General features: G+C 71.3%; 13 protein-coding genes. 5 read left to right on the top strand and 8 right to left on the bottom strand.

The features are described from left to right. Positions 1-62: 62 nt before the first annotated feature. Together SPOPO_RS0106810 and SPOPO_RS0106805 are read left to right on the top strand one after the other, a co-directional pair. Positions 63-1,226 (top strand): CaiB/BaiF CoA transferase family protein, encoded by a 1,164-nt coding sequence (locus SPOPO_RS0106810; protein WP_211210865.1) that lies wholly within the window; start codon positions 63-65, stop codon positions 1,224-1,226. A gap of 41 nt (positions 1,227-1,267) precedes the next feature. Continuing rightward, positions 1,268-3,022: an AMP-binding protein gene (locus SPOPO_RS0106805; protein ID WP_211210864.1), complete on the top strand. Its 1,755-nt coding sequence runs from the start codon at positions 1,268-1,270 to the stop codon at positions 3,020-3,022. Positions 3,023-3,520: 498 nt separating this feature from the next. Here SPOPO_RS0106805 and SPOPO_RS28150 read toward each other — a convergent pair whose 3' ends face one another. Together SPOPO_RS28150 and SPOPO_RS34240 are read right to left on the bottom strand one after the other, a co-directional pair. Further along, positions 3,521-4,306, bottom strand: coding sequence for a hypothetical protein (locus SPOPO_RS28150; protein ID WP_019874041.1), 786 nt, complete (start codon positions 4,304-4,306; stop codon positions 3,521-3,523). After that, positions 4,296-5,228, bottom strand: a complete 933-nt coding sequence (locus SPOPO_RS34240) for a HipA domain-containing protein (protein ID WP_019874040.1) — start codon at positions 5,226-5,228, stop codon at positions 4,296-4,298. The genes SPOPO_RS28150 and SPOPO_RS34240 overlap by 11 nt, the downstream gene beginning before the upstream one ends. Before the next feature lie 189 nt (positions 5,229-5,417). Here SPOPO_RS34240 and mobF point away from each other — a divergent pair, with 189 nt between their 5' ends. From mobF to SPOPO_RS0106780, 3 genes are all read left to right on the top strand, one after another. Next, entirely contained in the window at positions 5,418-9,638 is a 4,221-nt protein-coding gene (gene mobF / locus SPOPO_RS28140; RefSeq protein ID WP_019874039.1) for a MobF family relaxase, read from the top strand. A gap of 115 nt (positions 9,639-9,753) precedes the next feature. Continuing rightward, on the top strand, positions 9,754-10,059 hold the full coding sequence (locus SPOPO_RS0106785) for a hypothetical protein (protein ID WP_019874038.1): 306 nt from the start codon (positions 9,754-9,756) through the stop codon (positions 10,057-10,059). After that, entirely contained in the window at positions 10,056-11,471 is a 1,416-nt protein-coding gene (locus SPOPO_RS0106780; RefSeq protein WP_156869641.1) for a hypothetical protein, read from the top strand. Before SPOPO_RS0106785 ends, SPOPO_RS0106780 begins: the two co-directional genes overlap by 4 nt. A 239-nt stretch (positions 11,472-11,710) precedes the next feature. On the opposite strand, the gene SPOPO_RS28135 is transcribed toward SPOPO_RS0106780, so the two are convergent. From SPOPO_RS28135 to SPOPO_RS0106750, 6 genes are all read right to left on the bottom strand, one after another. Beyond that, positions 11,711-12,172 (bottom strand): hypothetical protein, encoded by a 462-nt coding sequence (locus SPOPO_RS28135; RefSeq protein WP_156869639.1) that lies wholly within the window; start codon positions 12,170-12,172, stop codon positions 11,711-11,713. Beyond that, a complete protein-coding gene (locus SPOPO_RS28130; RefSeq protein WP_019874035.1) occupies positions 12,165-13,586 on the bottom strand; it encodes a type IV secretory system conjugative DNA transfer family protein in 1,422 nt (473 codons plus the stop codon). The genes SPOPO_RS28135 and SPOPO_RS28130 overlap by 8 nt, the downstream gene beginning before the upstream one ends. 249 nt (positions 13,587-13,835) lie before the next feature. Then, complete coding sequence (locus SPOPO_RS0106765; protein ID WP_019874034.1) at positions 13,836-15,104, bottom strand: hypothetical protein; 1,269 nt, start codon at positions 15,102-15,104, stop codon at positions 13,836-13,838. A gap of 224 nt (positions 15,105-15,328) precedes the next feature. Next, complete coding sequence (locus tag SPOPO_RS0106760; RefSeq protein WP_019874033.1) at positions 15,329-16,888, bottom strand: SCO6880 family protein; 1,560 nt, start codon at positions 16,886-16,888, stop codon at positions 15,329-15,331. Positions 16,889-16,891: 3 nt separating this feature from the next. Further along, positions 16,892-18,151 carry a hypothetical protein gene (locus SPOPO_RS0106755; protein ID WP_019874032.1) on the bottom strand — a complete coding sequence of 420 codons (1,260 nt, stop codon included), beginning with the start codon at positions 18,149-18,151 and terminating at the stop codon, positions 16,892-16,894. Continuing rightward, entirely contained in the window at positions 18,144-18,896 is a 753-nt protein-coding gene (locus SPOPO_RS0106750; RefSeq protein ID WP_156869635.1) for a hypothetical protein, read from the bottom strand. The genes SPOPO_RS0106755 and SPOPO_RS0106750 overlap by 8 nt, the downstream gene beginning before the upstream one ends. Between the last annotated feature and the right edge of the window lie 3 nt (positions 18,897-18,899).

Genomic DNA, 18,899 nt, shown 5'->3' with positions numbered 1-18,899 from the left:
GGGCGAACCACCGTTCGTTTGGAGGCGCGATGCCGTTCGTGCAGACGTACTCCGGCCTGCGCGTGCTCGATCTGAGCGAGAACATCGCGGGGCCGCTGGCCTGCATGATCCTGGCCGATCTCGGCGCGGACGTGGTCAAGGTGGAGCGCCCGGGGACCGGTGACGCCACCCGGACCCTCCCGCCGCGCTGGGACTCTGCGGACGGGGGAGAAGCGACGGTCTTCCTTGGGTTCAATCGCAACAAGCGGAGCCTGGCCATCGACGTCCGCCGACCGGAGGCGAGGGACGCGGTGCTGCGCATCGGACGGGATGTCGATGTCGTCGTCGAGTCCTTCCGGCCGGGCGTGGCCACCCGCCTCGGCTTGGATTTCGAGGCGTTTGCCGCCGTCAACGACCGGCTCGTCCACTGTGCGGTCTCGGCCTTCGGCACCGGTCCCATCGGGCACGATCGCGCCGGCTATGACGCGCTCATCCAGGCGTTCAGCGGAATTCTCGACGCCACCGGTGAACCGGGCGGCGGGCCGTGCCGGGCCGCTCCGTCGATCATCGACATGACAACCGGCATGTGGGCCGCCTTGGCGGTTCAGGCGGCGCTGCACCGGCGCGACTCAGAGCCCGGACCCCAGCAGTTGGAAGCGACGCTCGTCGATACCGGTCTGTTTCTGATGACCCACCAGATCATGGGGTACCTCGGCGCCGGCACGTCCCCGACGCGGCTCGGCTCGGCGGCCCCGAGTGCGGCGCCGTATCAGGTCTGGAACACCGCGGACCGTCCGATCATGATCGCGACGTCCACCGATCGGACCTACACGACGTTGTGCCGTGTCCTCGAACGGCCGGACTTGGCCGACGACCCGCGATACCGCACCATGCCGGACCGGCTCGCCCACCGGGACGTGCTGGCGGCCGAGATCGGTGCTGTCCTGGGAACGCGCGGGGCGGGCGACTGGCTGGAAAGGCTCTGGGCGGCAGGGGTTCCGGCGGGGCCCGTGCACGATCTTGCGGCTGCTCTCGCGGATCCGCTCACCAAGGAACGCGGCCTGCTGGCCAGCGCGGAGCCGGGCCGGATTCCTGATCTGCAGCAGCTGCACCTGCCGATGGACAACGAGCGGTCGGCTCCGCTTCGTCAGCCGCCCGTCGTCGGTGAGCACACCGACGAAGTTCTTGCCGAGGCTGGATTCTCGGCCGACGACATCGCGAAGATCACCGAGGAGTACACCCGATGAAGCGATCGCAGCGGACGTTCTCTTCGAGTGGGGACCTCGGCGTGAGCGCGCGTCCCGACACTGACCAGGTGGCCGTCGCCGAGGCCGCGGAGCGACGGCAGGCACTCGAGGATCGGTGGAAGATCTGGCAGCCACGGACCATCCCGCAGTTGATCGACACGGTGGCGGACGAGCATCCCGACCGGCCGTACGTGCTGACCGACGAGCGGGCGTACTCGTACGCCGACATCGCGGCGTGGTCGGTACGTCTGGCTGCCGGACTCGCATCACAGGGAATCGGACCGGGTGACCACGTGGCGGTCGACCTGGCGAACTTCCCGGAGACCGTGGCACTGAAGTACGCCGTTGGCCGGCTCGGCGCGACCACCGTGTCGATCAACTTCCTGCTCCGGCAGGAGGAACTCGGTTACGTCCTGCGGCAGTCTCGGGCGAAGTTGCTGATCACGATGGACACCTTCCGCGACCTCGACTACCTCGCGGCGCTGGACGGGCTCGCTCCGGGATGGGAGTCCGGAGACTTCACCGGGTTGCCCGACCTGACGGGGGTGTTCGTGCATCCGACAGGTGCGAGGGCTGCCGGGCGTGGTCGGTCCCTGGACGCACTCGTCGAGTCGGGTGGGCACATCTCTAACACCGAGGTGCTGGCGCGGACCGGCGCGGTCGATCCACACTCGGTCTCCGACCTGCTGTACACCTCGGGCACCACCGGTGCCGCCAAGGGCGCGATGCTCACGCACGACGGCGTGCTGCGGACCGCCTACGCGAGCGCGTACACCCGCGCGATGGACGACGGTTACCGCATCGGATTCGCGATGCCGATCTATCACGTGTTCGGCTACGTCGAGGCGACGATGTCGGTGCCGTGGGTCGGCGGGGCCATCTGCCCGAAACCGACCTTCGACGCCGCTGACCTGCTGGGAGCCGTGGGCCGGCATCAGCTGGCCGAGTTGATGGCGGTCCCGGCGATGACCGCCCCGATGCTCGACGAGGCGCGGTCGGGAAGCTACGACCTCGGCAGCCTGACGACGATGTTCTCCTCCGGTGCGGCGCATCGTCCCGGCATGTTCGCCGAGATGAAGGAGGTCCTCGGGGTATCCCGACTCTTCACTGCCTACGGGCAGACCGAGACCACGGCCTCGACCACGTGCGTCCAGCCCGGGGACTCCGTCGACACACTCCAGACGACGTTGGGGTGCCACAAACCGGCGGGGATCGCGGGCGATCCCGCACTCGGCGGGGTGCTCGCCCGCTACAAGGTGGTTGGCCCCCAGGGCGAGGAACTGCCGCCGGGCGAGATCGGCGCGTTGATCGTGCGTGGCCCCATCGTCACCCGCGGCTATTTCGACAAGCCCGCGGAAACCGCGGAGCTGATCGACGCCGAGGGGTGGCTGCACACGGGCGATCTCGGGTCTTTCGACGAGTACGGCTACATCAGGCTCACCGGCCGGAAGAAGGAGTCCTACCGGTGCGGTGGCGAACTCGTGCTCCCCAGCGAGGTCGAGGAAGTGCTCTCCGGGTTTCCCGGAGTCGCGGCTGTGCACGTCGTCGGGATTCCGCACGACCGTATGGGAGAGGTCGGATGCGCCTGGATCGTGCCGGCTGATCCGGGCCAGGTGCCGGAGCCTGAGGCGCTGATCGCCCACTGCAAGGAGCGACTGGCGCGGTTCAAGGTGCCCGCAGCGGTGCTCTTCACCGCCGCTGGCGACATCCCCATGACCGTGACCGGGCGGGTGAAGAAGTTCGAGCTCGTCGCGCGGGCAGTGCGTGAGCTGAGCGGACGACGATCGCCTTCTTGAGCGGTAGCGGCTCATCTGGGCGCCGGCATGAACCCGCGCGGGCGGCGCGTGCGTTGGGGTACTGGCCAGTCCGTACTCGCTGGCGCTAACGGCCTTTTCGACCCGGTGAACCAGCAGAGGACAGGACGGCGTCGAGGCGGCGGTGGCCGGGTCCATGTAGAGGCCGGCGGTCTGATCCGACGCTGGCCGTGACCTCTCCGTCCCGTGCGAAGAGGTCAAGGGCCCTCTCCGTATCCCGGAAAGGGCCCCTGACCTGCGGTTTTGTCGGGGTGGCGGGATTTGAACCCACGACCTCTTCGTCCCGAACGCGGATACAGCCTGTCGACAGGTATCGGCCGATGGCCGATTATGTCGCTGAGCTTGATGTTCGTGTCGACCGGTGTCGGCAGGAGTCACTGGGTGGCGACGCTTTTGATGCCTTTTCGCTGCCTCGCTTCTGGGGACCCAGAGCGAACTGGCCTGGGCTCCGCCGATCCGCGGGGGAGCGGAGCCGGACTCTCAGTCGCTGAACGTGGACCACTCGGGTCCAGAGAATGGGCGAAAACCGACCGGCATCCGGCCGGAGAGCCGGGCGAGTACGCGTAGATGGGCGGGGACCTCAGGGCCGTTCACGTGTTCCACGGTGATCTCGGGTTCGGCCACGCTGCGCACCGCGTGCAAGTAGGGAACCAAGAGGTCTGGGGCCCACCCGATGCTGTGCTGCGCGTCATCCGAGGTGCAGGTGAGCAGGGCATGCGGGTTCTTCGGGTTGGTGGGCTCGGGGACGAGCACTAACCGGTTCCCCGCCTGCAGGGAGCTGATGCGCGCCTCGGCTCGTGGGTCCTGCCGTATTGCGTGTCGAACGCCATGGACGAGGAACCGACAGGTGGTGCGGCCGTCGGCGTCGACATCGGGGATGGGGAGCAGTTGAACGTTGTCTGCCTCGCGCCGGCCCTCGGACCGCGCGAGAATTTCCATCGGAGTGGAGTCCGCATCCAGATGCAGGGTCGCCAAGTAGCGGCCGAAGTCGGGGCGGCGCGGACTCATGACGCGCTCACCGAAAAGCGGGAACAGAGTTTTCGCCACGTAGTTCGCCCGTAGCTCGGGAAAGTTAAGGAACGGACGGAATCCCGCGACGTCTTCTGCGACGCGCAGGTAGCGGAACCGGTAGTCGTCGCCGCGTCGTTCGAGCAGTCCGACCGGGCTGATGGAGCGAGTCTCGGGATGCTGCCAGGCGACGATCAGGGCACAGTCCCACTGGGTCGTCGTGCTCGTCGAGGCGGCTGGAAATGCGTCAACATGCATCGAGCAGCCTCCTTTGGTTGATCGCCAACAACGCAGCCAAAAACGTACGGGTCGGGTCTGACAAGTCCGGAACCCGGTGCAGAATCTCGTCGGTCCTGGGCGGAGTCACTTCCTGTAACCGTTGGGTCCAGTATGCACGCACTTCGGGTCTGACCAGGGAAAACGCGTGGGCGGCGTGCTCGACCAAACCCCATCGTCGCCCGCTCGGGTGGCGCTCGAACTTTGCTGCCTTCCCCTTGGCGGCCCAAGCTCCCACGGTTTTGTGATGGAGGTGGTCGAGACGCTCGGAATCTGGGAGGCGGTAGCTGAGCGAGGAGCCGTGGTCGAAGGAGCCAGCCAACCGGTCCGGCTCGTGGACGGTCGGGCCCCGGAGCACCGCCCAATTCTCTTCATGACGATCCTGGTTGGCGATCCAGGCGTCGAACATGACATAGGCCGTGAAGACGTCGAACGCCCCGAAGCCTGGCGGGACGCCGGCCCCGGGTGGTGGCGCTACCCCGGCGAGAGCTCGCTGAATGTTCATTAGGGAGTGACCGCGACGGTCGCGTCCGACGACTGTGCCGTCGCTCGCTTTCGTGCGCGGGACGTAGTCCGGGTCCGCGCCCGCCAGCAATTGTGCTCCCGAATGCAGCGACCACCGCTCGGGCCTGAGATCCAACGACAGCGTGCCCACACGCCCACCCCTGATCGCGAGCTCAACGGTGGCGCAGGGCAGGCCGACAAGCTTCCCGAGTTCGGCGGCGATCTTCTCCGCCCAGTCCTCTCCCTGGGTTCGTCCGTCGCGCTGCGACCGAGGCTTGAACAGCCAAAGCTGACCGTCGGGAGCCTCCAACCAGCCCCACTTCTCCTCTCCGCCGGCGGGCTCGTCGAGCCTCACGGGCCAGGCGGTGACATCGACGACGACGAACGGGTCGGATGCCACGACCCAGGAGTATCAGACGGCGCACGGCTACGTCGCCCACAACGGCGTGATCATTCTTCGGCGCCTTTTGTCGACGGGTGCCATTGTCCGGCGCCCCGTTCGAATCCCAGTTGTCGAGTCGGAGGGCTCAGGTATCGCATGGCGATACGCCGGGCCGCTGGCCCGGAAACTCGACGGGCTGGGGGAGCGATGGCGTACGTCACGCGCATCGGTCCGTCGGTGGCCCAGGTCGAGTACCGGCTTGTGGCGGGGGCGGGCTGCGGGACGCAGATGCGACCCGATTTCGACGGCCCGTCAGCTACCGATCCGCCAGCGGGCGCGGACGCTGCCCCGCCCTCCGCCGTCGACCAGGGCACAAGCTCTGATCCCCAGATCGACTACCGCGCCGACGGTGAGCGACCCCTCCGCTGGGTCGGTGCCGGGTGCGCTGACTATGGCGTGATCGAAGGCGCTCCGTTCCGGGCCGGAGACCTCGCCAAGGCCCGTCAGCTCATGGACGGGGTCGACTGGCGGACCGGCGAGCGGCTCGTCGCGGCGAAGGTGGAGGCGGCCCCGTCGGCCAAGGTTCCCGGCGCCCCGCTGCTCCAGGCAATCCGGGCCGAAGCGAACCGCCGCGACCTCGACCCCGACGAGCTGCTCAGCACTGACCGCCACCGCCAGTTGCTTCGCCGTCTCGAGCGCGGCGTCCGGGCCCGCGGCGAGCTGTACGCGCTCCACGTCGACCTCGCCGCCCCGCTCGCCGAAGCCGCCGGACTGGACCCCCCTGCGATCTGGGGCCAGACGTTCACCGACGCCTTGCGTCATCGCAACGACCGCATCGACGTCCGCAACCGCGGCTACGACATCGCCCTGACCTTGCCGAAATCCTTCTCCGTCCTGCTCGCCTTCGCCCCGCCCGCCCTGGCCGCGGACCTCGAACGGCAGGTCTTCGACGGCGCCGTCCACGACACCCTGCGCTACGCCGAGTCCGTCGCCGCCTACGGGATGCGCGGCCACCACGGCGACGGCCGTTCCGCCGAGCGAATCGACGGCTCCGGATTCGTGGGTTGGTCACTGATCCACCGGACCAGCCGGGCCGGCGACCCGCACCACCATGTCCACCTCTGCATCGCCAACATGACGAACGGCACGGACGGACAGTGGTCGGCGATCGCCGCCGGCGGTCGGGATCTGATGCGCCACACCCACGCCATCGGCGCCTACTTCGAAGCCCGCACCCGCGACCTGCTGCACACCCGGTTCGGCATCACCTGCAGCCGCAACCTCGACTCCGGACAGTGGGAGATCGACGGGATCCCGCCCGCGACGATCCGCCTGTTCTCCAAGCGAGACGACCAGATCCGCTCGTTCCTGCACCGGCTCGGCCTGACCTGGGACGGCGCCAGCCTGGGCGTTCGGCGCACCGCCCGCGACGCCACCCGCGACGTCAAGGACCCCGACGCCGCAGTCTCTGACGCCGACCTCCGCGCCCGCTGGCACGCCGAAGCCCGCGCCTACGGCGACGACCCGGCCCGGATCGTCGCGATCGTCCGACGCCTCCGCGGACGACCCCCGCACCCGCTCGACCTCAACGCGATCGCCGCCCGCGTCTTCGACCCCGCGACCGGGCTGACCGCCAACCGCAAGATCTTCGACCGCGCCGCCGCCTTCGCCCGCATCCTCGAGCTCCTCCCCGACGGCGTCCCTGACCTCCCCACCGCCGACCGCATCGTCGACGCCATCCTGGACCGATCCCCGCAGGCGATCGCCCTGCCGCCCGCCGGCCCGCAACACATGTCCGACGTCGCCCGCTACACCACCGCCGACCTCGTCACCGCCGAGCAGACGGTCCTGTCCTCCGCCCGCGACCGCATCGGCGTCGGCGCCGCGGCCGTCCCGGGCCCGGTCGCCACCGCGGCCCTGGGCGCCTACGAAGCCCGCACCGGCCGGACCCTGTCCGACGAGCAACGCGCCGCCTACCACCGCCTCGTCGGCGGCGGCCACGGCATCGACGCCCTGATCGGCGTCGCCGGCAGCGGCAAGACCGCGATCATCGCCGCCGCTCGCGAAGCCTGGCACGCCGCCGGGTACACCGTCACCGGCACGGCCACCGCTGCCGTGGCCGCCCAGCACCTGCGCGCCGAAGCCGGCATCCCCACCACGACCATTGCCGCTTTGCTGCACGGCGCCCATGTCCTCGGCGACGTGCTGATCGTTGACGAGGCCGCGATGGTCGACGAGCGCGCCATGGCCGCGCTTGTCGCCGCGGCGGGACAGCAGGGCACGAAGATCGTCGCGATCGGTGACCCGAAGCAGCTACGCGCCGCTGGCCCCGGCGGGTCCTTCGCCCACGTCCACCACATCATCGACGGACTCACCCTCACGACCAACCGTCGTCAGCGCGACCCCGCCGACCGCGCCGCCGTCGCGCTCGCCCGCGACGGCCGCTACGCCGACGCCCTGCGCGACTGGGCCGCCCGCGGACACGTTCACGCCACCGCCACCCGCGAGGACGCCCTCGTCGCGATGGTCACTGCCTTCCTTGACCACCGCGCCGGCTACCCCGACCCGCAGCAGCGGCTGCGGCAGGTGCTGATGATCGCGTACACCAACGCCGACGTCACCGCCCTCAACCACGGCGCCCGCGCCCTGCTCCAGCAGGCCGGCGAGGTCAGCACCGCCGAGCGGACCTACCACCTCGCCGGCGGGGACACCCTTGCCCTGGCGGTCGGGGACACTGTCCGGGTCCGGACGAATCTGTGGTCGCGCACCGACCCGGACAAGGCCCTGCTCAACGGCCACCGCGGCCTGATCAGCGCGCTGCACCGCAACGGGTCGATCACCGTCACTTGGACCCTCGGCGACGAGCCGGTCCGGAACACGGTGGTCACCGCCGCCGAGATTGCCCGCGGCGCGCTCTCGCACGGCTACGCCATTACCGACCACGCCGCCCAAGGCCAGACCGCCGACGTCGCGCTGGTGTACCCGGCCGGGATGGACGCCAACGCCGCCTACCCAGCGCTCACCCGGCACCGGAACGAATTGCACCTGTTCATCGGCCTGGACCAGGTCGAGGACGAGATCGCCCAGCTCCGCCTCGGCCCGGCGCCTCAGTCTGACCCGGCCGCGGTGCGGAAGCGCGCGGTCGAAGGTCTCGCCGCCGCCATCACGACCACCCCGGAGCCGATGGTCTCTCTGGAACTGGTCCGCGCCACCTCCCCGCGAGATTTGATTTCGACCCCTCGGCCCGCCCCGGCCGTCGACCAGCCCGCCGGGATTGCGGCGGAGCGGCTACGCGCCGCGGTCGCGGCGGCGGCCGAGTTCTACGCCGCCCAGCCGCACCCGGTGTGGGTCCCGGCGTACCTGGCCGGCCGCGGCCTCACGCTGGCCGACCTGCCCGGCGCGGGCTACGCCCCACCTGAGCCCACCGCCTTGCGAGACCACCTTCGCTCCCGTGGCTTCGGCGATGAGGAGCTCATCGCCGCCGGCCTGCTCACCCCCAGCCGCGACGGCACGCTGATCGACCGGCTGCGCGGCCGACTGATCCTGCCGATCCGCGACGAGATCGACCCGGTCGCCTTCCTGGGCCGCGCGCACCCGTCCGCAACGCTGGCACCGAAGTGGCTGAACACCCCGCAGACCGACCTCTACTCCAAGGGCCACCTGCTCTACGGCCTCGGCGAGCAGGCCGACGCGCTCCGCGGGGGAGCGATACCCGTCCTCGCTGAAGGTGCGCTCGACGCCGCCGCAATCACTCGCGCCGGTGCCGGTAGGTACGTCGGCCTCGCCCCGCTGGGCACTGCTGTGACAGACCGTCACCTTCACGCGTTGGCTCAGCTGGTCGGAGTCGTGCGCGACATCATCGTGGCCTTCGACGCCGACCCCGCCGGCCAATCCGCCGCAGCCCGGGCCTACCCGAGGGCCCGCGAGTTGTCCCCGCTCCCGCGTGCCCTGCGGCTGCCCGACGGGGCCGACCCGGCCAGTTACCTCGCCGCGGCGGGACCGGACGCGCTGCTGCGCAGACTCGACGCCTCGCGACCGCTGATCGACGACGTGATCGAGCACCGCCTTGCCGCCCGCGGCGACCAGCTGCGCTGGGTCGAGGGCCGGGTCGCCGCCCTGCGTGACGTCGCACCGCTGGTTGCCGAACTCCCGACCGAGGAAGTGGGCGTGCGTATCGCAGCACTGGCGGACCGGTTGGATCTCGACCGCCGCACCGTGCTGGACGAGGTCGTGGCCGCCGCCCCGCGGCAGGCTCCAACCGATCCGCCGAGCGGGCGGAACGACGGCTCGCCACGCGACGGTGCCCCCGGGGCAGCGTCGATTCCCCGCCGTCGACGAGACGTCGAGGCCGCCGCCCGCCGTGCTTCGCCGCGCCGTGAGCGACGTGCCGCACCCGACCGCGGGCATGACCGCACGATCGGCCGCTGAGCCCGCCGGATCCGGCACGGCTGGATAACCCCCGGCACCCCGGCGGCACCTGTCGGGGTGCCGATCGCCCCGCCGACGATCGACGAGATCCCACTCGTCGACACCGGGAGCGCCCGTGCAACCCACCGACGCCGTCCACCAGGCCCACGCCCGCCTGACCGACCTGCTCGAACGCAACGGCGCCGAACTGCCGAGCCGGGTCGTGGCGCTACTCAGTTCCGCCGCCGATCACCTGCTCGACTCGACCGCTCTGCCGGAACCGGTCGAGCCCAGGCACCCACTGGATCCGCGGACCGAGCTCGCTGACATGGTCGCGTCCCTGCGCGACGTCCTGCCGCTCGTCGGGGACCGGGCCGCAATCGCGATCGGCTTCGCGCTGCGCGACCTCTCCGCCGCTGAGGCGGTGTGGGGGCGCTCGTGAGCTACGCCGACGACCTCGACAACTTCGCGTGCGCGCTCGCCACCCTGATCGGCCGCGACGAGGAGTCGCACCGAGCCGACCGGACGCCGCCGGAGATCGCGCTGGCCGCCCGGGACATCGCGCTCACGCGGCTGCGCGTGATGTGCGGGCTGATCACCGGCACCGGCCCCACCCTGGAGAACTTCCTCGCCCGCGACATCACCACGGATCCCGCTGGCGCGCTCTACAGCGCGCTCGCGGACCTGCCGCTGCTGAGCGAACGGAACCCGCCGCTCCTCGTCGACATCCTCACCGTCCCCTCGCGCCCCGGACAGAAGGAGTGGCAGGAACTCGCCCGCGCTGCTCTGTTCCTGGAGCCCTACAGCGACGCCCTGCCCGACCTCCCCGGCCCGTTCGCGTGGAAGGTGATCGGCGACATCGGCAACCTCGCCACCGCCGTCCCGTGCCTCGACGACGACCTTCATCGCCACCGCGCGGGCCCGGTCGTCGACGCCGGTCGTCACGGCGCCCTCCGCATTGCCGCGGCCCAGTTGGAGTCGGTCCGCCGCGCCCTGGGCGGCGACCTCGTCGTCAGTCGAAGCTCAAGGCTCGTTGTACGTCCGGTGCGCACGATCAACGACCTGCCCACTGCCAATGCGGACCTCGCCGCGCTGCTCCGCCGTCGGTCGGCGGAGATCAGCGCGCCCGAGATCCGTGCTGCCGCGCGCGTGCTGGTCGAGGGCCTTGATCTCGCCGCGCGCGTGCACTCCACCGGCGGGAACGGGGCTCCCTGTGACCCAGCCGTATCCCCCGTCGCCAGCACGGCCGGTCACCTCAAGCAGCTGCTGCACACCCCGCTCGCGACCCTCAACGACGTATCGCCGGACTCCACCCTTCGGGTACTGGGCGGCGACATCTCCCGCCAGTTCCGGATCCTCCATCGGCTCTGCGACCAGCTCGACGACCTCGCCGACCCCCGGTCCCGCCTCGAGGGCCACGCCAAGCTGCGTGGCGGGCTGGATGGCTGGGTTCGCGACGTTCCCGCGGTCGTCGCGGCTCTCGATCACGCGCTCACCGCAGCTCATCGTGACCGGCGTCTGCTTGGCCGTCCGAGCGACTCCGGGCCCGCTGACGCCCGGCATTGGCACCCCGTCGTGCCCGGCGCGTCGCCGGAGGTGGTCCGGGCGGTACGGCGGGCGCGCGAGGATCTCCGCGACCTCGGCGCGTACATAGACGCTGCCGATCGGCCAGAGCGAGTCACGTCGGTGCTTGCCGAGCATGTCCGGACGCGTCGCGCGTCGGAGGAGCCGCTCCCGGTGCATCCGAACCAGCGGACGGAACGCCGACGGTCGGCCGAGGAAAACCGACGTCGGAGCCGCACCCGCTTGCGGCGTCCACCCGGCGACATCACCCCCGGACCCATTCGTCGATAACCGGCCCGCGCCAGTCCACTTCTGACGGTTCGGCTGGCCTGGCGGCCTGGCGGCGCACCTGGTGTGTGCTGGAAGGCGGTGCGCCATTGCCGAATCGCTGCTCCGCAGGCATGGTCGGCGGGCGGATGCTAGGCGTCGGAGTGAGCTACGCGCCGAGATTGCTCTGATCGCTGCTCTCGTCCTGACCGCGCCGACCGCCGCCCTGGTAGCGCCCGCTGAGCGCGGCGCCCAGAGCCACTTCAGCTGGCGTACCTTTCGAGCTCGTAGCGGGCAGGGCGCTCGCCATGAATGCCTCGCTGACACTCCTGCAGCCCGATCGCTCCGAGCGCCGCAGCCATGCGGCTGTGGAAGTCGTGAAGGTCCTGGTGCCACTGGGCGGGTTCCTGCGTGCCCGACGATCGATGCGCGATCTCGCGCCCGAACGCAAGAACGGCCAGTTCCAGCGCGAGGTGCGGATGTTCCCGCCAGCACGGTGGAATCACGGTCTCCGGTTGCCAGGCGTAGCACTCGTTGATCCATGCAACGGCCTGGGCCAGCCAGCCCCAGACCGACGCATGCAACTCATCAGGAAGAGATGCCAAGTCCCAGGGCCGAGGATGGCGGAGATCGTCCTCGGTCTCTGCTTCGATCTTGCCCAGCAGGTCCCTCAGCGTCGGGGGCAGTGCCGGCCAGCGGGGGACAGATGTATGGGAGTCACTCACCCGTCGCCCCCGCCGAGCGTTGGGACGCGCAGAGCGCGGGGTTCTCCCGGGATCGAACGCGAGCCGCCTCGGCCCGAACCTCCTTCAGTTCCGGCTCGACGACGCTGCGCCACAGCCGGCGCCGTTCGAAGAGTGCAGTCTGACGGGCAATCACTGGCGGGAGGTTCTCGGCGAGCACCAAGGCGTTGCCGCGGGCTACGTCGAGGGTGCCGATCTCGTGGGCTCGCAACACCGGCTCCCAGGTCTCCTGCGTGGACACTGAGGCGGATCCGTAGCGTCCGTGGGTGCGACTGCGGTTCGCGACGGTGATGCGCCGTTGTCCGCACAGCCGCTCCATCTCGTGCAGGAAGTCCGGGTCCTTGCACCCGCCGTACACGACCAGGTTGGACGTGATGGCCGCCAGTTCGGCGGCCTCCGCAGCGCCCCACCGCGCGACGACTCCGGCCCAGCCCTGGGCGGCGTAGATGACGCAGATCCCTCGCCCGCGGCCGTCGGCGACCCGCTGACGCAGCGTCGGAATCGGCGCGATGCTCGGCGCCTCGTCGAGCGCGGCGAGAAACGGTGGGTCGAGTCGCCCACCAGGGCGCTCGTAGCCGATCTCCTCGGCAGCGTCGAGGACGTCCTCGACAATCGCCGTCACCAGCGGGGCCACCGACCCGTAGGCGGTGTCCTTCCCGAGCGCGTACACCGTTCCGTTCGCTCGGATCAGCGCGCGCACGTCGGTGCACTTCTCCGTTGGCAGGTCGATAGCCGCGGTGAGTTCCTCGTGGTCGAACGCGGCGAGGGCCTGTTCGACGGTCGCCATGGTGTTCCCGATGGTCCGGTCGTCGCCGGTGACGATGCCGGCCAGCTTGTCCGCCCATCCGGGCTCCGCGCCGGGATGCGTGTCGAGGATCCGCCGGGGGGCCGGGTCGTGCGGCCGGCGTGACCACGCGAGCACCTGCCGGATGGAGGCGCCATCGAGCGCAGCCGCGTGCAATAGACACATGATCAGCGAACCGGCTCGGTGCCGGTAGAAGATCGCACCTTCGCTGGCAACGGTCATGCCAGTCCGGACGCCGGCCGTAAACGCGCGGCCGCGGTGCTCGGCCACCCTCGACCGTTCCGCCCCATGTATCGGGGACCACCGCAGCGGCTCTGCCCCAGGCACGATCCGGAGCGGGTCCATTGCCACTACCGGCCCTCGGGCGCGGCGAGGCACGACGGTCAGCTCGTACAGGTCGGCCTTCGTCGACGTGGCCAGCGCCGCCCCGGGTGCCTCCCGTAGCGCCGGGGCGATCAGCCGCATCGTCTTGCCCGAGCCCATCGGCCCGATCACGCGGGTCGAGCGGTCCAGACGTGACCACAGTTCGACGCCACGTGGCCGGACCGAGCGGCCCAGCCGGTACCCGTACTCCGTCGGCGCAGTGCTCATGCGTCGGCCTTCCGCCTGGGGTGCAGGCCGGGCCGCAGCTCACGCGCCCCGCGGCGCAGCGCTCGCCGTCCCAACACCGATCGCAGCTGCATCGTCGAGGCGAAACCGCGCGACGCTCGCGACCCGCGTTCCCTGAGCCACACCGCGCTCACGAGCAGTGCCACAATCAGGAGGACGACAAGCATGCCGGCCGACAGCTGGGTTCCGACTGCTGGACCGGAAGCCGTGACGACCACACCTGATGGCACGTCAGACCACCATCCTCTCGTTCGTATGGAAGAGCTCCAGCTCGGTCGCGGTGAGCATCGTCCGCACGATGTGCGACGACGCCCGCCCGACCTTCCACAGCGCGTAGCCCTTATGCTCGGCTGTCCAGGACCCGATGTGCTCGCACTCGGCATCGGTGAGCCCGATCGCCTCCCGGGTCATCGCCAACGGCCCGGTGTCCTGCGCGAGTTGCACCCGGGTGTCACAGGAGGCGATGAGGTGCCGCGCGATCGCGACCTCCTCGCTGCCTGCGGCACCGACCTGCTCGAAGTCCGACAGGCGGTGGGTGGCGAGCATCTGGATCGTCCCGTGCGCCCGCGACAGCCGCAGGTCGGAGTCGATCTTGCGGATCATCGCCGGCACCCGCATCGATCGCCACACCTCGTCACGCACGACGGCCCGCACCCCACCGGGCAGGTCGATCGCCGCCTGCGCCCATGAGGACACGCAGGCGAGCGTCATCGCCACCGACTCGTCTCCGCGGCCGTCGAGGCGGGACAGGTCGACGGTCTGGATCGGCGCATCGAAGTCCAGTCGCACCGTCGACTGGGCGTCGAAGATCCCGCCGAGTGGCCCTGCGACCATGTTCCCCAGCCCGTGCCGGAGGTTCTCCAGCCGGTCCCGCGCAAGGTCGACGTCGGCCCGCGGCAGGCCCAGGTCCCGGGCGAGTTCGACGTCCGGCTCGGCGATCACGCGCCACACCTCGGGGATCGTCGGGTCGACAAGCGTCGACGCCCCGCCCAGCTCCCCGCTGCACCGCCGCACGGCCAGTCCCAGCGCCGCCTTCTCCAACGGAGAGAGCCCACGCCCGATCTGCATCGTCAGCAGCGAGTCCAGCAACGTCACGCGCCGGCGATGGATCTCGGCGAGCCGTTCCCGCGCGGACTCAGGGTCGGTCGGCAGCCCCTGCCCGAGCGGACCCGCGTCGAGCGGATTGAGCCGTGTCGGTAGTCCCAGACCCAGCTGCACCGGCGCGCACCCCAGCGCGGTGGCGATCGGCGCGTACTCGTTCTTCAGGTCGCCCGCCACCAGGACCTTGACCCCGAAGGCCATCAGTCGCAGCGCGAGGGCCTTCATCGTGGCGGACTTCCCCGAGCCGGGGACGCCGGTGAAGATCATGTTGGGGTTGGTCACCAGGTCGCGGCGTAGCCACTCGACCGGATGGCACGTGAAGGTTGCCCGGGTCAGCACGTCCCAGCCCATCACCGGTCCGACCGCCGCCATCGCCGCTCCGGCCAGGAACGGGTACACCCCCTGGGCCTGCGCTGTCGAGGCCCGGTGCGCCTCCGGCCTCCACAGCACTGCCGCCCGCCCAGCCCCGGGACCGCGCCACCCACGTCGCGGCGGCGTCGGGCGCGTCACCGGTCGCGGTTGCGCGGCCGCCCGGGGCGCCGGGACCGGAAGGGGCAGCCCCACCAGCCCGGCCATGTCCACCGCCGGCACGGCACCCGGATCGCGGCGCCACCGCCGAGCCGTCATGCCCAGCTCCGCATCTTCGGCAGACCCAGACCCAACGGCAGAGCCCCGGCGTAGAAGCCGATGTCCTGCGCGCCCCACATCCGTCGCACGTCCAGCCCGCACTGCCCGGCGTCGGTCTCCAGCTCCGAGCAGGCCAGGTCCAGCGCGGCCCCGTCGGTGACCGTGACGGTGAGGTAGGCGACGAACCGCACGAGCCCGTGCCCCGCGGCGCGCAACCGGTCCTGGTCCTCTGCCTCGGCCAGGGCTTGCCGTTCGTGCTCGGGCACCAGCTGGCCGGTCTTGTGCCGCAGCCCGACCGCCACCGACCGCCGGGTGCGTGCCCGCATCACCGTCTGCTCGGCCCGGCGGGCTCCGATGGGTTCGACGACGAGCGCCACGCTGCGCCGTGCGGTGTGATGTGCCGTCAGAATGGGGCGGAGGAACCACGCCGGCACGCCCGCCCGTGGCCAGTTCAATACCTCGAACGTGACCGAGAACCCGGAGTCGTGCCGGTAGTACGACCAGCGCGCGTCCGCCGCTGCCGGGCCGGCGAGTCGCGGATCCAGGCCGGGCGCCAGGGCCCCCTCGACCAGCGACGAGCGGCCCGCCAAGGGACCGACCGCCGAGGGGTCGAACGCGGTGCGGACGACCGCCGCGAGTTCGCGAACGCCGAGCCAATGGGTGATCTCCAGCTGCGCGCCACCGACCGCGGGCGTGACCGCGGCGAGCTGCCGGGTCAGCACCGCCAGGGCGCCGGCGTCCCCACCACCTGCGGCCCGAATCTGCCCCCGGGCCCGGGCCCGGTCGAGAGTGAGGACCAACCACGCCTCGTGCTGCGCGCCGGTCGCCGCGCTGTGTTCGAGCAGCGTGGTGACGGCCTCTACCGCGGCCGCGGGTGCGTCGGCGCGCAGCGCCGAGGCGTGCCAGGCTCGCAGCGCTGTCCCGTCGTCGGGCACGGTGCGCTGCACGATCGCGATCCGCACGAACGGGCTGGCGTCGCTGCACAGCTGGGCGAGCAAGCCGCCCCACGCGGCGATCCTGGTCTCGCGGCGCGTGCCGTCGGCCAGCGCGATCCCCGGGTAGCGGATCCGGGCGATGGCGGTGTAGGTCTCCTCCAGCGGGTGGTGCACCACGGCGATCGCCTCGGCAGGCCCGGCTGTCCCCGCGAGCAGCCCTCGGGCGTCGGCCTCCAGGAACCGCAGCGCGGCCAGCGGGCCGGGCAGGTCCATCGGCGCCGGGGCGGTCGGATCGGCTGGATCCCGCGGTGCGAAGGCGCCGGAGAAGAACAGGTTCTGCCGCCGCGCGGTGTTCCACGTGTGCGCCAACCCGAGCCCGGCCCACTCCGTCGCCGTCCGGCCGGCCACCCGCAGCCACACCAAGCCAGCGAGCACCGCGGCGGTGGGCCAGGTCACCAGCATCACCCCGAGCGACCGGGTGCTGATCGGCGCGATGAGGCACAGCAGCCCGAGCGCGACCAGGGCGAACCGGGCGCCCGACATCCCGAACAAGAACCCGCAGCGTTCACGCTGCCAACCGCCGTAGCGGAGCGGCGTCGTCGGGGCGGTCGAGGTTTCCATGGATCACGCTCCTGCAGGGGACGGGCCGGACGGACGCGGCGGCGGCATCGGACCCGGAAGAACCGGTCCGGGGACGGCGGGCGGTGGTGGCGGGGGAGGGCCGGCGTCGAGACCGGCGTAGGCGGTCATGCGGTCCATGCCGGTCCGGACCTGCCCGCCGGCCGCCGAGCCCGCCATGGCCAGCGCGCCGACGCCGCCGGTGCGCGCGGCCGACCCGAACCCGGCGCTCGATGCCGGACCCATACGACCGGCCCCGGCCGATGCGGCGCTCATCGCGAGGTGGTGACGCGCCATCGTCGCCCGGTCGGAGTCCACTATCGATGCCGCACCGGCCCCGGACCCGCCGCGGGCCAGCATCGCGACCGACCCGGCGCCGGCCAACCCGCCGACCAACGCGCCGGCCCCACCGGCCGCCCCTACCTGGCCGGCGCTCCAGGTGCAGCCCTTGGCCAGCAGCGGCCACGCGAACGCGGCCAGGGCGAGCGTCGTCAGCCCGGCCAGGACGGCGACGACGCCGGTAGCGGAACCGGCGACACTGAAGGACACGCCGAAGATCAACACGATCAGCGGCTTGAGGAAGATCAGCTGCAGCCCCGCGGTGACGAGCTTGCGGAACCACGGCGCGGCATGCCCGGCCACCATCCCGGCCGCGGCGATGGGGCTCACCGCGACGAGCACGACGATCAACGCGTGGCGGAAGATCATCTCGGCGAACAGGACCACGCCGACGACGATCGCGACCAGCCCGAAGATGAGCATCAGGGCCGCCGGGGCGGCGGGGTTGCCGCCGGTGCTGGTGAACGACACCGAGTTCGCCAACCGCTCGGTGAAGGCGTCCCGGCCGCCGACCGTCTCGGTCATGATGATCTCGCTGAGGTCATCGGCAACGGCGAGCAGCAGCGCGGCGGTCGCGGTCACGCACCCGATGGCGAGCCCGGCCTTGAGGACCCCGACGACGCCGTGCGCGAGGTGCTCCCCGCGAAACGTCAGCCCGGTCCGGATCACCTGACCCAGCAACAGCAACACCGCCACCAGCGCCCCGATGGACGCGGTCACCGCGAAGACCCCGTCGACGCCGCTGCGCTGCAGGTCGACCGTTGAGGTGGCGAGGAAGGTCTCGGCGACCTCGCTGAGCACGGTCGCGCCGGCGTCGGCGAAGGCCTGGCACATCCGCTCGAACGCGCTCCCGGCCACGCCGGACACCACCCCACCGACCCCGCTCCGGGCCTGGCAGAGCAGGTCGAACCGCGAGCAGCTATCCACCGCGTGCCTCCCGCCAACCCTTGGCGGCGGCCTCCGAGGTCAGCGGCACCGCGGCCAGGTCGGCCACGGCCTCGTCGACGTGCGGGCGGATCGCCCGCCACCGCTCGCCGTCCCAGCGCAAGTCCCAGCGGAACACGATCGGGCCGGTGGTGCGGGTCCCGTCGACCGCGGTGCCGGACAGCACAGCCAGCGTCAGCACGGTCGCCGTGGTGGTTCCCGGCTTGCCCTCGAACTGGTAACCCGCTGGCGTCAGAGTCAGCGTGGCCGACTCGGACGGGCCCACCGGCGCCAGACCGAGCGACGCCCGCTGGGCCGCGACCCCGTCGGCGATCGCGGTCCGCTGCTGGGCCAGCCATCCGGCCCTCGGTTCGGCAACCTGCTCAAGAGCGCGCAGGGTCGCGGCGGCGTCGAGGCCGGTCGCGATGCGGGTGTAGGCGTATGCGGCGGCGACCGCACCTGCGGCAGTCGCCGGGAACCCGATCGCGACGCCGTCCATTGTGCCGGTCGGTTGCGGCAGCAGCAGCGGCTCCCCGGCGGCCGGGATCCTCGGCGCCGGCGTGGTGCTGGGCATCGGCTCGGCGACGGCCGGGGCGGCGGCCGGCGCATCGTCGTTACCGGGCCAGGCGGCACGCAGGATCAGGCCGAGCGCGAGGACGGCCACGAGTGTCGAGCCAGTCAGGGCGATTACAGCGGACAGGCCGCGGCGTGGACGGTCGCCCAACAACGCCCGTGCGCCCGGGTCCATCGT

It is taken from the genome of Sporichthya polymorpha DSM 43042 (assembly GCF_000384115.1).
GTDB lineage: Bacteria > Actinomycetota > Actinomycetes > Sporichthyales > Sporichthyaceae > Sporichthya > Sporichthya polymorpha.
Note: the sequence above shows the minus strand (reverse complement) of the source record. Positions and strands in the feature narration are given on the sequence as shown.